Annotated in this window: 15 protein-coding genes; 6 read left to right on the top strand and 9 right to left on the bottom strand. The window is 56.8% G+C overall.

Features of this window, described 5'->3' with window-relative positions:
• Positions 1-112: 112 nt before the first annotated feature.
• On the top strand, positions 113-1,132 hold the full coding sequence (locus tag ACCW71_RS08655; protein ID WP_436370776.1) for a LacI family DNA-binding transcriptional regulator: 1,020 nt from the start codon (positions 113-115) through the stop codon (positions 1,130-1,132).
• Here the strand turns inward: ACCW71_RS08655 and ACCW71_RS08650 are convergent.
• Entirely contained in the window at positions 1,129-1,878 is a 750-nt protein-coding gene (locus ACCW71_RS08650) for a DeoR family transcriptional regulator (RefSeq protein ID WP_436370775.1), read from the bottom strand. The genes ACCW71_RS08655 and ACCW71_RS08650 overlap by 4 nt on opposite strands.
• 76 nt (positions 1,879-1,954) lie before the next feature.
• The gene (locus ACCW71_RS08645) at positions 1,955-3,217 is read right to left on the bottom strand and encodes a DUF1479 domain-containing protein (protein ID WP_436370774.1); all 1,263 of its coding nucleotides are present in this window, start codon (positions 3,215-3,217) and stop codon (positions 1,955-1,957) included.
• A gap of 255 nt (positions 3,218-3,472) precedes the next feature.
• On the opposite strand from ACCW71_RS08645, the gene ACCW71_RS08640 reads away from it, so the two are divergent.
• Entirely contained in the window at positions 3,473-4,294 is an 822-nt protein-coding gene (locus ACCW71_RS08640; protein WP_436370797.1) for a Cof-type HAD-IIB family hydrolase, read from the top strand.
• A gap of 38 nt (positions 4,295-4,332) precedes the next feature.
• Here the strand turns inward: ACCW71_RS08640 and ACCW71_RS08635 are convergent, their stop codons facing one another.
• The gene (locus ACCW71_RS08635) at positions 4,333-4,725 is read right to left on the bottom strand and encodes a winged helix-turn-helix transcriptional regulator (RefSeq protein ID WP_436370796.1); all 393 of its coding nucleotides are present in this window, start codon (positions 4,723-4,725) and stop codon (positions 4,333-4,335) included.
• 111 nt (positions 4,726-4,836) lie between these two features.
• Here ACCW71_RS08635 and ACCW71_RS08630 point away from each other — a divergent pair, with 111 nt between their 5' ends.
• Positions 4,837-5,886 carry an NAD(P)-dependent alcohol dehydrogenase gene (locus ACCW71_RS08630; RefSeq protein WP_436370773.1) on the top strand — a complete coding sequence of 350 codons (1,050 nt, stop codon included), beginning with the start codon at positions 4,837-4,839 and terminating at the stop codon, positions 5,884-5,886.
• Positions 5,887-6,115: 229 nt separating this feature from the next.
• Here ACCW71_RS08630 and ACCW71_RS08625 read toward each other — a convergent pair whose 3' ends face one another.
• On the bottom strand, positions 6,116-6,826 hold the full coding sequence (locus tag ACCW71_RS08625) for a RipA family octameric membrane protein (protein ID WP_436370772.1): 711 nt from the start codon (positions 6,824-6,826) through the stop codon (positions 6,116-6,118).
• A gap of 127 nt (positions 6,827-6,953) precedes the next feature.
• Positions 6,954-7,181 carry a hypothetical protein gene (locus ACCW71_RS08620; RefSeq protein WP_436370771.1) on the bottom strand — a complete coding sequence of 76 codons (228 nt, stop codon included), beginning with the start codon at positions 7,179-7,181 and terminating at the stop codon, positions 6,954-6,956.
• A gap of 223 nt (positions 7,182-7,404) precedes the next feature.
• Between ACCW71_RS08620 and ACCW71_RS08615 the strand changes: the two genes are divergently transcribed.
• A complete protein-coding gene (locus tag ACCW71_RS08615) occupies positions 7,405-7,713 on the top strand; it encodes a hypothetical protein (RefSeq protein WP_436370770.1) in 309 nt (102 codons plus the stop codon).
• A 184-nt stretch (positions 7,714-7,897) separates the two neighbouring features.
• Complete coding sequence (locus ACCW71_RS08610; RefSeq protein ID WP_436370769.1) at positions 7,898-8,971, top strand: diguanylate cyclase; 1,074 nt, start codon at positions 7,898-7,900, stop codon at positions 8,969-8,971.
• Between the two features lie 33 nt (positions 8,972-9,004).
• On the opposite strand, the gene map is transcribed toward ACCW71_RS08610, so the two are convergent.
• The 4 genes from map to ACCW71_RS08590 all read right to left on the bottom strand — a co-directional run bounded on the left by map (position 9,005) and on the right by ACCW71_RS08590 (position 12,870).
• Positions 9,005-9,790, bottom strand: coding sequence for a type I methionyl aminopeptidase (gene map, locus ACCW71_RS08605; protein WP_436370768.1), 786 nt, complete (start codon positions 9,788-9,790; stop codon positions 9,005-9,007).
• A complete protein-coding gene (locus tag ACCW71_RS08600; protein ID WP_436370767.1) occupies positions 9,787-10,032 on the bottom strand; it encodes a ParD-like family protein in 246 nt (81 codons plus the stop codon). Before ACCW71_RS08600 ends, map begins: the two co-directional genes overlap by 4 nt.
• A gap of 279 nt (positions 10,033-10,311) precedes the next feature.
• On the bottom strand, positions 10,312-10,533 hold the full coding sequence (locus ACCW71_RS08595; protein WP_436370766.1) for a hypothetical protein: 222 nt from the start codon (positions 10,531-10,533) through the stop codon (positions 10,312-10,314).
• A 159-nt stretch (positions 10,534-10,692) separates the two neighbouring features.
• Complete coding sequence (locus tag ACCW71_RS08590) at positions 10,693-12,870, bottom strand: TonB-dependent siderophore receptor (protein WP_436370765.1); 2,178 nt, start codon at positions 12,868-12,870, stop codon at positions 10,693-10,695.
• A gap of 310 nt (positions 12,871-13,180) precedes the next feature.
• On the opposite strand from ACCW71_RS08590, the gene ACCW71_RS08585 reads away from it, so the two are divergent.
• Positions 13,181-14,287, top strand: a complete 1,107-nt coding sequence (locus ACCW71_RS08585; protein WP_436370764.1) for a tyrosine-type recombinase/integrase — start codon at positions 13,181-13,183, stop codon at positions 14,285-14,287.
• Position 14,288 lies beyond the last annotated feature (1 nt).

The following is a 14,288-nucleotide window of genomic DNA, read 5'->3' as shown; positions in this document are numbered from 1 at the left end:
GAAGTTTATCACCTGGTGACGGGGAGCAGCCGCAGCGACAGGCCGGGTAAAATATTTCCAATGATGAAAGGCTTAGGTAGACTGCGGAGAGACGCAGCACAGGAGCATCAGCATGGCAACGATTCAGGAAGTGGCGGAGAGAGCAGGCGTCTCAAAAGCGACAGTGTCACGGGTTCTCTCCGGCAACGGCTATGTCGGGCAGGAGAAACGGGAACGTGTGCTGCGCGCCATCGCTGAAACCGGCTACCGGCCCAATCTGCTGGCGCGGAATCTGGCGACCCGCAGTACCCAGACCATCGGACTGGTGATCACCAACACGCTCTACAGCGGCAGCTACTTCACGGAACTGATGGCGCACTCGGCGCGGATGATGGAGCAGCAGGGGCGTCAGCTGATTCTGGCGGATGGCAAGCACACCGCTGAGCAGGAGCAGGCGGCCATTCAGTTTCTGCTCGATTTACGCTGCGACGGCATCATTATCTACCCGCGCTTTCTCAGCATCGAGGCGCTGGATAGCATCATTTCCCGCCACAAACAGCCGATTCTGGTGATCAACCGGCGACTGCGCATCAACCACAGCTACTGTATCTATAGCGACCAGCACGCCAGCAGCGCAATGGCGGTCAGCCATCTGCTGGAGCAGGGCCATCGTGATATTGCTTTTATTACCGGCTCGCTCGACTCCCCGACCGGGCTGGAGCGTCTTTCTGGCTATCAGGCCGCGCTGGCAGCGGCGGGCATCGCCGCCGATCCTGAGCGCATCGTGACCGGTAAATGGACCGCCCAGAGCGGCATGATCGCGGTGGATACGCTGCTGGCGCGCAACGTGCCGTTCAGTGCGCTGGTGGCGAGTAATGACGAGATGGCGATTGGCGCGATCAAGCGTCTGACCGAATGCAACATTGCGGTGCCCGGAGAGGTCTCGGTCATCGGTTTCGATGATATTCCGCTGGCACCCTATATCACGCCGTCGCTATCCAGTATGAAGCTACCGGTGACCGAGATGATTGACGAGACGATTAACCGGCTGCTGACCATGCTGGATGGCGGCGAGTGGCGGACCCGGCCTCCGTTTACCGCCCGCCTGATGCTGCGCGATTCGGTCAGCCGCGCTCCCGCCCGCCGCACTTAAGGGGTGCTGACCTGAATCACCTCAATCGCCTGCGCCTGTAGCTGCCGCGCCGTGGCCTGATCCAGCCCGGCATCGGTAATCACATGCCCGACCTGGTAGCCGGATGAGAGCGGATAGGGGTGAACCTGACCAAATTTAGAGGCATCGGTCAGGGCATAGCTGTCGACGCCCTTCGCCAGCACCGCATCCACCACATCACAGCGCAGCATATCGCGGCCGGTAAAGCCGGTTTCCGGGTGCCAGCCATCTACCCCGACAAACGCCTTATGAAAATGCACCTGCTGAAGCGAGTAGCGTGTCAGCGGACCGACCACCGATTCACTGCTTTTTTGCAGCAGGCCACCCAGCACGATCACCTGACAGGGCGCTTCCCGCAGCAGCTGGGCGATATAGTGGCTGACGGTGATCAGCGTAATATCCTCACGCTCGGCCAGCGTCCGCGCCAGCAGCGCATTGGTGCTGCCGCCTTCGATAAACACCGACTCTCCGGGCTGCACCAGGCTGGCCGCGTGCCGGGCCAGCGCCTGCTTGATCGGGTAGCGGGTGTTCATGCGGGTGCCCACATTGTCGCTGTCGAGCGCCAGCGCGGAACCATGTACCCGTCGCAGCAGCCGGTCACGTTCCAGCAGGGTGAGATCCTGGCGCACCGTCACCTCCGACACGCCGGTCAGCTGGGCCAGTTCGCTGACCGAAACGGTGCCCCGGGTATTAACCAGTTGAATAATCTGATGATGTCGCGGATTCATATGTCGGCTTCGCAGAGAAACGGGAGAGGCAGTGTAACAGGGAATCTCCCGCGCCGGTGCACGGCGCGGGCTTCGCTCAGGTTAAATCCAGCGCGCGCCGTCCGCGGGCGTTCAGATCAGCCAGCGTGAAGCGCTGCTGCCAGCCGGTTTCATAATCCTCAGGCGGGAAGTCACCCGGCGACCGTCCCTGCTCCAGCGCCTGCGCCACCCGGTGCGCATAGGCGCGGTTTTTATCGCACAGCGGCGCGGCGGGGATATACATCACGTTACCCCATCCCTGCTGATTTTCCACCGGTGCGACGGCGTGGATCACGTCGCAATGCCACCATACCGAGTCGCCCGCTTGCAGAGCGGGGATTGAACAGAGTCCGGCGATCAGGTGGGGATGCCACTCTTCACTGATCGGCAGTACCCGGCCCGGCGCGACACCACACAGTTCATCTTCCGGCACATCCGCCAGCAAAGGACGCAGCAGCACATAGGCCATCGCCTGCGGCACCGGCACCACATGCAGCAAGCCCTGACCGGGGATCATATCTGACAACGCGGTCCAGCCCTGAAACGTTCTGAACACCGAACATTTGGTGGTGCCGGGCAAATCGTACTCATCCACCAGAGTCCGGTGTGCCGCATCCCAGGGATCGTAGGCGGCAAAATTCCCCCGGAACAGCGGAGCGAAGACCTGCTGATAGGCCGGCAGCAGCCAGCGCTCCAGCGCCCCGGAGTCGGTGTGTGCCCCCAGTCCTTTCGAGCAGGTGCCTGGCGGGCGGCGACGGATACGATCGGGATAGATGACGCTGACATCCGGGTCAAACCACTGCTGACCCTGAGATTCAAAAGTCCATAGCCGGTTAAGAAAGGATTGCGCTTGCGCCATCGCCTCACTCTGGCGCGCCTGCATCTGTGCCTGCGACCAGTAGATGGGATAGATCTCAGGGCGCGAGGCGGCCAGGCTGCCGAAGAAATCATCGCCGGGGCCACGATAGCACTCATCAAAGTGATTGCGGTCGAGATAGTCGAGCATCGACTTATCCCACGCCAGCGCCTGCTCGCGGCTGAAGTGCTCCCGGATGACCACGCAGCCGCGCCGCCTGATCAACGCCCGGGTCTCATCCGAAACCTGATGGCGGGCGATCGCCTGCATGGTTACTGACGGCCACGCCGTGCCGCACCGTTGCTCCTCCGCTTTCGCCTCGGCAATCGCGGCGACAATGTTGTCGCAGACCTGGCGGAACAGCCCATCCACATCGCCAATCCGGGCGCGCAGTTGCTGTTTCATCTGCCGGATGGCCGCTTTTACATCGCCGGGCAGTGGGTTGGATCGGGATTCATCGCGCATCTGTCACTCCTTGGTTATCAGGGGTTGAGTTACGAATGTAATTAAAATAACCTTCGTTCGTAATGTGCAGCCGAGGTTAACATCTATGCAACAGAAAAAAACGTGCGCGATAACACAACTCCGGCTGCGGAGCGCTCTGAAAACCATTAGCAAAGTCACTATTTGCTTTCTCATCATTCCACACAGCGGGTAAGCTTTATGCATCAAATCAATCAGCCGAAAGGGCAGAACGACCAGGGTAAAGGGGCAGGCGAAATGGCGGTTAAGATGATTGCGGTGGATATGGATGGCACCTTTCTGGATGATAATAAGCAGTACAACGTCCAGCGGTTTGCACGTCAGTATGCGCTGCTGAAGCAGAAAGGCATCCGCTTTGTGGTGGCCAGCGGTAATCAGTACTACCAGCTCCAGCGCTACTTTTCCGACATCAAAGATGAGATCGCTTTCGTGGCGGAAAACGGGGCCTGGGTCTCTGACTGCAACGAGGAGATCTTCTGCGGTGAGTTAGCCCAGGAAAAAGTGCATAAGATCCTCGATATTCTGGCCCAGGAGCCGAATATTGCGGTGGTGGTCTGCGGACGTAACGGTGCTTATGTGCACTCCTCCACCAGCGATGAGGTGCTGGCGATGCTGGCGAATCACTATCACCGGCTGGAAAAACGTGACGACCTCTACGCGATTGATGACACCATCTTCAAGTTCTCACTCAACCTGCCCCATCAGGATGTCGACGCGCTGCTGCAACGGCTGCATAACCAGCTGGCAGAGCTGGAAAACATTATGCATCCGGTCTCCAGCGGGTTCGGTTTTATTGACCTGATCATTCCGGGCTGCCATAAGGCTCACGGCATTGCGCTGCTACAGCAGAAGTGGGGCATCAGTGATTGCGAAGTGCTGGCGATCGGCGACAGCGCCAACGACATCGAGATGTTACGGCAGGCCTGTTTCAGCTTCTCAATGGCGAATGCGGTGGCCTCAGTGGCGGCGGTGGCGCGTTATCAGACCCAAAGCAACAATGATGAAGGCGCGCTGAATGTGATCGCCCGCGTGCTGGCGCGCGAATTCCCGTTCGACTGAGACCGGCCTGCCGTGCGTCAGTCACGGCAGGTACGGTGTTATTCGCCTGTGTTCTGCTCACTGCGCAGATGGTTCTCCATCGCATCCAGCGCAGCCTGATTTTCCAGACCCCACTGATACATCTGCTCAATTGGCTGGGCAAAGGTGTGGCCCAGCGCGGTCAGGCTGTACTCCACTTTGGGCGGCACCACCTGATAAACCTGACGCGAGACCAGCCCGCGCTGTTCCAGCTCCCGCAACGTCTGAATCAGCATCTTTTTTGAAATCCCCTGGAGGCTGCGCTCCAGCTCGCCGGTGCGCGCGCGGTGTTCCGGCCAGTGATAGAGCGCATGCAGAACCATGGTGCTCCACTTGACGGAAAAGAGCTCAAGCAGACGACGCGGCGGTGAATCCGCGTAAAAACAGAGTTTTCCTTCCACCCAGACCGGCATCATTGTTTCCTTATTATCATGGTTACTAAAAGGTAACTACTACCAAACTGGGTTCCATGTGTCTATAGTGAGCCGCTTTCTTTAGCATCCACAGGCGAGAAGAGGCGAAACATGAAAATCAAAGCACTGGTGGCCACCCAGGCGGATCAACCGTTACGCGCCGGTCAGGTCGAACTGCGCGCGTTACAGGCTGACGACGTTCAGCTTGAAATCCTTTACTGCGGGGTCTGTCACTCCGACCTGCACATGGCGCGCAACGAATGGGGTGTGAGCCGTTATCCGCTGGTTCCCGGTCATGAAATTGTCGGCCGGGTAGTGGCAACAGGTGACAACGTCACTAAATTTACGCCGGGTCAGACGGTCGGGGTGGGTGTCATGGTGGACGCCTGCGGCGACTGCCATTTCTGCCAGCAGCAGGAGGAGCAGTATTGCGAAGCTGGGTTTACGCCCACCTACAACGGCACCGATAAATATACCGGCAACAGCACCGTTGGCGGCTATGCGCAGCATCTGATCGCCGATCAACATTTCGTGGTGTCGGTCCCGGAAAACCTGCCGTTACAGGGGGTTGCGCCGCTGCTCTGTGCGGGTGTGACCGTCTGGTCGCCGCTGCGCCACTTCGGGGTTAAGGCGGGCGACCGGGTGGGTGTGGTCGGGCTCGGCGGACTGGGCCATATGGCGGTTAAGCTCGCCAGTGCGCTGGGTGCCGAAGTGACCTTATTTACCACCTCGCCAGAAAAAGGTGAGGATGCGCTGCGGCTCGGTGCGCGCAGAGTGGTGGTTTCACGCGATGCCGCGCAGATGGCCGCCTGTCAGACCTCGCTGGATATTATCCTCGACTGTGTGGCCGCGCCCCACGATCTGGACCCCTATCTCAACGCGCTGAAAACCAACGGTCAGCTGGTGCTGGTGGGGATCCCGGACCAGCCGCATCCGTCACCCAACGTCACACCGATGGTGTTCCGGCGGCTGAGCATCAGCGGCACCTCGATTGGCAGCATTCAGGAGACGCAGCAGATGCTCGATTTCTGCGGTCAGCACAACATCACCGCTGACGTGGAGATGATCCGCGGCGAAGAGATTGAAACGGCCTTTGCGCGCATGCTGACCGGTGAGGTGAAATACCGCTTTGTGATCGATATGCAGCAAACCCGCTGGTAAGGCGACAGGCCTGCTCTGAGAGCAGGCTTTTTTAGCGGTCGCAGAGATTATGTGAAAAGGCGTCGTGCAGGTCACGCCCGGCTTGCTTCATAGTTACAACATACTGTTAAGCAGATATGTTACGGCGACAGTCCAGCTACGGTGCTGATAGCGTCTGCCAGCCTCACCGGTCAGCCGCGGGCAAAAAAATACCCGGCTGGCGGGCCGGGCAGGTTGCTTTAATTTTCCGTTAATCCTGATGCTTCTCGGGTTTATCCGCATCCGCTTTATCGGCTTCACCTTTCTCCATGTCATCGTTTTCCGCCAGGTGTCTGAACGGCTTAAGCAGCTGAATATCCAGGATCACATAGACCATGGTGCTGATAAACAGCGAGATGACGCTGCCAAACACACCGCTGGTGGTGAAGGTCAGGTAGTTATAGATCACCAGCCAGGTCAGGCAGATAAACAGCGCAAGGGATGTCGAGAGATTGGCGACCGAGTAATTGCTGGTGCCGCTCTCCTGGGTGTAAGTCGCCTTAAACAGATTTCCAATCGAATATTTCTCCAGCACCAGAATCGTTCTCTCCCAGCGCCGCTGTTTATGTGCGCTGGCGCGGGTCAGGAAAACGTAGAGAATCGAGATAAAGAAGCCAGAGAAGGCGATCAGCACCGGAATCGCCTCCAGCGCATATTCGATGCTCTTATGCCCGCTGCCGGTGGTGCTGAGATCCAGCGTCAGCGAAGCACCCAGCGCGGCGTAAAGGAACAGAAACAGCAGCAGATAGGTCAGGCCGCGTTTCCAGTCAGCTTCGGCTTCGGCGTTTTTCTGCTGGATAGCCAGCTGAAGGGATTGCTGAATCTGTGCCGCCTCGGGCGAACCCGTTTCAATGGCGTTGCAGGGCGCAGCAAAGAAGCTGTGCATAAACAGCTCATCTTCTTTGTGAATAGTGATTTTCATCAGAGTCCTGTTTCGGGAGAAGAAAGTTGGCCTAGTTTAATCGGCATCGCCTGAATTAACAGTAACTTTGCCACTCAACTGCCAGCCCGCCGCTCCTGACCTCTCTGCAACAGATGATCATCGGCCATCACTCTCTCTCCGTGCTACTCTCCAGTAACTTAAACTGCTTAATCGCATCGTGGATGTTGTTGGTCTCCACGGTCGCAATACAGCGATCGCCACTGAACACATCATATCGGGCGTTACGCAGCTGAAACAGCAGATCTCTGCCGCGAAAATGTATGCGCTTTTGTTTTACACCAATGCCATGCCGCCGTAATAACGCCTGTGACAGGCGATCGGTTTCCTGGTTCATCTCTTCCGCTCCTCGGCAGTACGTGGTCACTGCCAGTTAACCTGATAAACATTAATTTTACATTAAGAGATACCCTTAATTTTGCCAGGGCTGTAGCGGACGTTGCAGCGACCTTTTTTGCATCGGGCAAAGCGATCAGGCTGCGATAAATTCCAGTTATTACGCTTTCGCGGGCGGAGATAGGGTACACTTGAGCAGATAATTTGCCACAGGAGATGACGCGATGAACGACAGGAAGATGATTTCAATCGATCAGTTCAATGCTGATGAACGACTGGCGGTAGAACAGACCTACAACGGGCTGGCGGAGAAATACCGTCAACGAACCGGCAAAGAGCCGGATAGTAAAAAGCAGAAAGAATTCAACAGCGAAGCGCGACAGCTTATCATGACCAGCAAGCTGGAGAAGGAGAAAGTGCTGGCTGAAAAGGCGAAGAAAAAACCGCTGCGTAAAAAAAATCCCTCTTCGCTGACCGCCAGTGAAGTAAGCGATTTCAGCTGGTCTGCCTCGGTTGCCAAAGGGCGCCGGTAATCCTCTGCCGCGCGAAATAATCACGCGCGCGGCATCCCCGCCAGAAGGCGCAAAATTTCCAGAAAAGCGTCTCTGAAAATCCACGCGCAGTAGAAACTTAAAATAAGAATATTCTTAAAATAAATTACCGCTGTGCAACATTTCCCGATAAACTGCCGTTACCCATTGCTGCTTCAGTCTGAAGATGAATTATTACACTCCTGATGATGCTCAACTGAAGTTGCGCTCGACACGCTTTGTGCGCCGCATGTTTGCGATGCGTCAGCTTGGCACATTTCTCTGTTTCCTGCCGATCCTGTCGGTGCTGATGGAGATGGGAAGGGGGGCCGGGCTGTGTGGTTTACTGTTTATCAATGCGTTTATCTGGCCTTACACCGCCTACCGGCTGGCACTGCGCTCACGCGATCCCACTGGCTTTGAACGCAAAAATCTGACGCTGGACGCCGCCTTTGGCGGGGCCTGGGTTGCGCTGATGGCGCTGAGCCCGTTTCCTTCTGTGATTATTATCGCGGTGCTGATCTCCGACCGCTATTCGGCCGGCGGCTGGGCGCAGTTAAAGTCGGCGTTGCAGGCCTTTATGCTGGCTTTTTTACTGGTGTGGGGAGTGGAGGGTGCGCCATTGCTGATCAACTTCAGTGCCCGCACGGTCTGGCTGACGCTGCCTCTGGCCAGCGTCTATCTGCTGGCGCTGAGTGTGGTGTCGCACCATCTTACCCTGAGCCTGCGACAGAAGAACCGTGAGCTTGAACGCATCGCGCTGATGGACCCCGGTCTGAAAATCCCCAATCGTCGCCTGTTTGAGCGGCGGCTGGAAAGTGAGTATCTGCGCACTCATCGTGGTGAGGGCAGCGCCTGGTTGATGCTGCTGGATGTGGATCACTTCAAACAGGTCAATGACACCTATGGGCATGAAGCCGGCGATTTTCTGCTGGCTGAGATCTCAGCCCTGCTGCGTGAAAGTGTTGGTTTAAAAGATATACCGGCCCGCTTCGGTGGCGATGAGCTGTGTGTCATCGTACGTGACGCGGATGAAAACAGCATCATGCTGCTGGCCGCGCAGATTAAGCAGCGTATTGCCCGGTTGCGACTGCCGGCCTCATCCACCTTTGAGTGTTCGGTCAGCATCGGTATTGCGCCCGCCAGCAGCGCCGCATCGATTCATGAATGGCTGAGAAGCGCGGATGAAGCGCTGTACCGGGTCAAGCGTACCGGCCGAAACGATGTGCATATATGGCGGGCCGCTACGCAGGAGTCCTGACTGCCGCCTGAGAGAGGATCTCAGGCGGGCTATTTATAGTGCGGCATACTCCCCGGTGCCCTCAGGCCACGGCGTCAGCAGATCATAGCCATCATCAGTCACGGCCACGGTGTGCTCCCATTGCGCTGACAGCGAGCGATCTTTCGTCACCACTGTCCAGCCATCCGACAGCACGCTGGTTCCCGCCTTGCCCGCGTTAATCATCGGCTCGATGGTGAAAATCATCCCCGCCTTCAGCGGCATTCCTTCACCTGGCGTCCCGTAGTGCAGTACCTGCGGATCGGTATGGTAAATCTCGCCCACGCCGTGACCACAATATTCCCGCACCACGGAAAAACCGGCCGCTTCCGCCACGCGCTGGATCGCCGCGCCCACGTCGCCCAGCGTCGCGCCCGGACGCACGGCTTTAATCCCGGCCACCATCGACTGGTAGGTGATTTCTACCAGCCGTTTAGCGCGAACTGATGGGGTGCCGACAAAGTACATCCGGCTGGTGTCGCCATACCAGCCATCTTTGATAATGGCGACATCAATATTGACGATGTCGCCATCCTTGAGTTTTTTGCTGGCGGGAATACCGTGGCACACCACATGGTTAACCGAGGTGCAGGTGGTGCGGGTATAGCCGTGATAGCCGATATTCGCTGGCGTCACCTTCAGTTCATTGACAATAAAATCGTGGCAGATATTGTCCAGCTCTTCAGTGGTGATGCCGGGGCGGACGTGCGGCGTGATCATCGCCAGCACCTGTGCCGCAGCTTCGCCAGCGGCACGCGCCATTTCAATCTCTGCTGCGGTATGAATTTTGACACTGTTCATGACACGTCTCCCTGTGCGGTGAGGCTCTCTTTATGGAGCAGATTGCGTATATCGGCGCTGCCTTCCAGCTCAAGCCGGATCAGCATTTGCGCCAGTTGATGCTGAGTCAGCTGCGGATAGAGTTCAGCCAGCATGCCAAGTTTCAGCCAGTGTTCTGCCTGTGCGTTAATTGAGCGGCTCATCGCCTGACTGGCGATACGCAGATTCTCATGCATCAGGTCGGAAATTTTTACGATGCCCATCTGAATCCTATATGAAACGTATATGTTTTGTATATAGGGTACGCCGGATTGCGACGGATGAAAAGAGATCAATGGTGGGGGAGTGAACAGTGCCTGCGGTTCAGCAATCGCTTAAACAAGGGCAGATAGCAGAGTGAGCGAGGCGGCTCAGGCGAGTCTGGGAGCTTTGTGCCGCCCGTTATCAGCGGGGGATCGTTATCATTAAGAGGTCACTACCGGCCATAATCTCCGCCGGTAATGACCTGTTATCATTCAGGTTACAACAGTAACGACCTTAGCCTATTGCTGCCCCTGCTGGCTTTTCTCAGCCTCTTTCTGTTTCTTCTTCGCCATGTGATGACCGACTGCGCAGCCTGCCGCGGCACCCGCCACGCCATGATGCGCAACGTGACCGGCTACGCCGCCCACCGCCGCTCCCTTCAGGCAGCCTGCGGCATTGGCCTGCATATTAACGGAAAGCAACAAACCCGTAGCCATAACAATAATCGATAATTTTTTCATCTATTTATATCCTGATAGTCAGAGTGCAAGGTGAAGCTCAACTCAGCATAGCGACTCTGGCGAGCAAAAATGGCCGGGGAAACAGGATAAAGACAGTTAGTTACCGGTGGTTACGCTTTAACGGTTAATAGCGCTTCCGGCCGGAAGCGCTTCAGGGGATCAGAAGGAGAGCGTCAGGCCAGCATAATAAGCCCGGCCAGGCTCGTTATAGGTGGACGCGCCCTCGGCTTCACGATAAAGCCGCTTATCCAGCAGATTGTTAATTCCGGCGTTGGCGCGCAGGTTTTTAGTGATGTCGTAATTGAGATTCACGCCAAATAGCGAATAGGCACCTACTTCGAGGTTTGACAGGCCAGCACTCCCCTCGGTACGCGACTCCGCATAGTGACGCGGTTTCTGTCGGCCATAGAGTGTCCAGTTGAGACTGGCTGAAACATCCTGCGTAACCTGCCAGTCCAGCATTGTGTTAAGCGTATATTTCGGAATAATCGACAGCGGATTGCCGCTCTCTTTATCTTTTGACTGAATCATATAGGTCGCGTTGGTCCGCCATTCAAGCGTATCCGTTACCAGCGGAATAGTGACGTTCCCCTCCAGACCCTCCACCACCGCTTTGCCGCCGTTACTCCATTGCAGGATGTTATAGCCATTCGAGGCATAGCCCAGCACCTCGGTCCCGGCGACGATTTTGTTTTTGTAATCATTGCGGAACCAGGTCAGCCCGGCCACATAGCCATTCTCACTGTACTCAACTCCCAGCTCTTTGTTGACGCTGATTTCGGGGTCAAGATGTTGATTACCCAGCAGATAGCAGCTGCCGCGTGTGACATTGATCGGACAGCCATTACCACGGGTCGCCAGCAGATAACCTTCGCTTGACTGATAAAGGTTAGGCGCTTTGAACGCCCGGGCGATCCCCGCTTTCAGGGTGAAATGCTCTGCCAGGCCCTGAGAAAGATTCAGCGACGGACTCCAGTTCGCGCCGAAAGTGTCGTGATAATCCACGCGCAAGCCGGGGATCACTTCGGTGCTATCCGTTGCGGCAATGTTGTCTTCTATATAGAGCGAACTGAGGGTGGCGCTGTTTTTGCTGGTGCGGCCACCCGCGTTGCCGCTGATGTCACCAATGGTGACGCCCGGTGCGCTGGTGCCGTTCATTGACTGAGGATCGTTCAGCTCATCACGGTTCCATTCACCTCCCAGCGTAATGGTCTGCTCACGCAGCAGCGCCAGCGGGAAACTCACTTCACCCGCTGCCCGGTAACTCTCAAAGCGACTGGTTGAGAAGCTGTTGCTGTTAATCCGCCCTTCAGCGGAGCCTGCGGTACCTTCGTTCAGACGGGTGTTATTGGTTTTTTCATAGTTGAACGACAGTTTTGACTGCCCCCAGTCCCAGATCCCGTTATGGACAACACCATAGGTCTGACGATAGAGGCGGTTAGTCTCTGAGCCATCGAGAGACTGAATCAGTGCGTTATTTGCACCGTTGCTGTACTGCGTATCACCGGCATAGATATTGCCCTGACGGCTGTAGCCGTAGCTGAAATCGACGATCTGCAACGGCGTGATCTTCCAGGAGATCACGCTGTTCATATCTTTGTTGCGCACGCCTTCGCGTCCGGCGGCGGCTGAGCCGTTCTGCGACTGATTGATGTCAAAAGCATCGCTATCGGTTTTGTTGATGTTGCCGTAGAGCCGCATGGTCAGGGCGTCGCCCGCCAGCGGACCACTCAGGTTAACGTTGGCCCGGCGTGTCGCGCCTTCTTTATCATCTTCCGGCTGGTTGGTGAAGAGCGACAGCGATCCGTGCCACTCATTGGTAGGACGGCGGGTGATGATATTAACCACGCCGCCAGCCGCACCAGACCCGTAACGGGCTGCCGCCGGACCGCGGATCACCTCGATCCTTTCCACCATTTCCGCTGGCACCCAGTTGGAATCGCCGCGTGAATCGCGCTCACCACGCCAGCTGTAGCGCACAGAGTTGCGCGACGTGGCCGGTACGCCATCAATCAGGATTAGGGTGTTCTCCGGGCCCATGCCACGAATATCGATTTGTCGATTATTACCGCGCACGCCGTTGGCACTGTTCCCGGTCAGGTTAACGCCAGGCATTTTACGGATGATGTCGGCGAGGTCGTTGACCGGCGGATTTTTCTCTATGTCCTGAGAGGTGATCACCGAAACGCCGGGCTGCTGCTTTAACTCCTGTTCCGCCGTGACCAGCATAGTCTGGTCATCAGCCAATTGTTCCGTCTCTTGCAGATCCGCGCCGTCAGCGGTAGCGCTCAGGAGTCCAGCCAGCAGCAGCGCAGCGGGGCGCTTTGAGACACGCATGGTTACATTCACTTAGACAATCTCCCTGAAGTATTAAGGTATGTAAGTAAATGCGTATGATAATGATAATAGTTATCATTGTATATAGCATTGAGTCGCTATCGCGCTTCTCTGTCGCAGAACCCTTTAACTCTTCTGCCAGGGATTAAAATCGACCCGGCCAGAGGAAATTTTATTTCCCCGGCAAACACCCTGAAACTCCGTCAGATTTTCTCAAAACGCGGTAATGTGACTCCAGACTTAATAGGTCTGGAGTCACAGCCTGTCAGCCGCTAAAATGGCCCGCTTTCAGGTCAGAGAAGGGATGGTTGTGTCAGCAGATTTAACAGTAACCGCCGCGCGCTCAGCGCATGTCGGCCGCCATGTGCTGGCCTGGCTGGATCAGGTTAAAGCCGCCACGCTGGGTGAGCTGGATAATTTTGGTGATGAAGGCTCGGTCGAGCAGGTGATGAAGGTCTGGGTGAAATTGTCGTTGCTGGTGAGTCGGCGGCGGCCAGAGATCGCGGTTTCATCGCTGCTGAAACATGTGCTGCCGACTATTGGTGCGCAACCGCTGAAAACTCTGAACCGCCTGCGGCTGAACCGTCTCTATAACACCCTGATTGCCGACGGGAAAAAAGAGGAGGCGCGACGGGTATTTGCGCTGACCAAACAGTTTCTGGCCTGGGCCGAGATGCAGGGGTATCTCGATCACTCGCCCATCGCCTCCATGAAAAAACGTGACGTCGCCGGTCGCGCTACGCCACCGCGCAGCCGACAGCTGACCGACGCGGAAATCTGGGTGTTCTGGCACGGACTGGATAACTGGGCGTTATCGGAGCAGGCGCGCTGGGCGCTACGGCTCTGTCTGGTCAGCGCCCGGCGGCCCGACGAAATCGTGCAGGCGCAGAAGTCGGAGTTTGATCTGCAATTAGGATTGTGGATGCAGGGCACCCGCAATAAATCGCAGCGGGAACATGTGTTGCCGATTTCGCCCCTGATGCGGCAGTGCATCCTGGCGTTGCTGGACGCCGCCGAGCCCGATTCGCCGTGGCTGGTGCCCGCACCGCGCGATTCCCAGCAGCCGTTATCAAAAGGGGCGCTGAATCAGGCGCTGCGCCGGATGATCCGCGCGCCACGCGGCTTAGGGCTGGAAGCCTTCACCCCGCGCGACCTGCGCCGCACCGCCCGTTCCAAACTCTCGGCGCTCGACACACCGAATGATGTCGCGAGGAAGATCATGAACCATGCGCTGGAAGGGATCGACCGGGTCTACGATACCCATGACTATCTGAGCCAGATGCGCAGCGCCATGGATACCTTTTCCGCGGCCATTGAAGAGATTATCAGCAGCGAAAGTTATCATCTGCTGCGACATCGCTATGATGGTGAGACGTTAACCCTGAGCGATCTCTCTATCATGGCGATGTCACGCTGAC

Source organism: Pantoea sp. C2G6 (assembly GCF_051336815.1).
Classification (GTDB): domain Bacteria; phylum Pseudomonadota; class Gammaproteobacteria; order Enterobacterales; family Enterobacteriaceae; genus Pantoea.
Note: the sequence above shows the minus strand (reverse complement) of the source record. Positions and strands in the feature narration are given on the sequence as shown.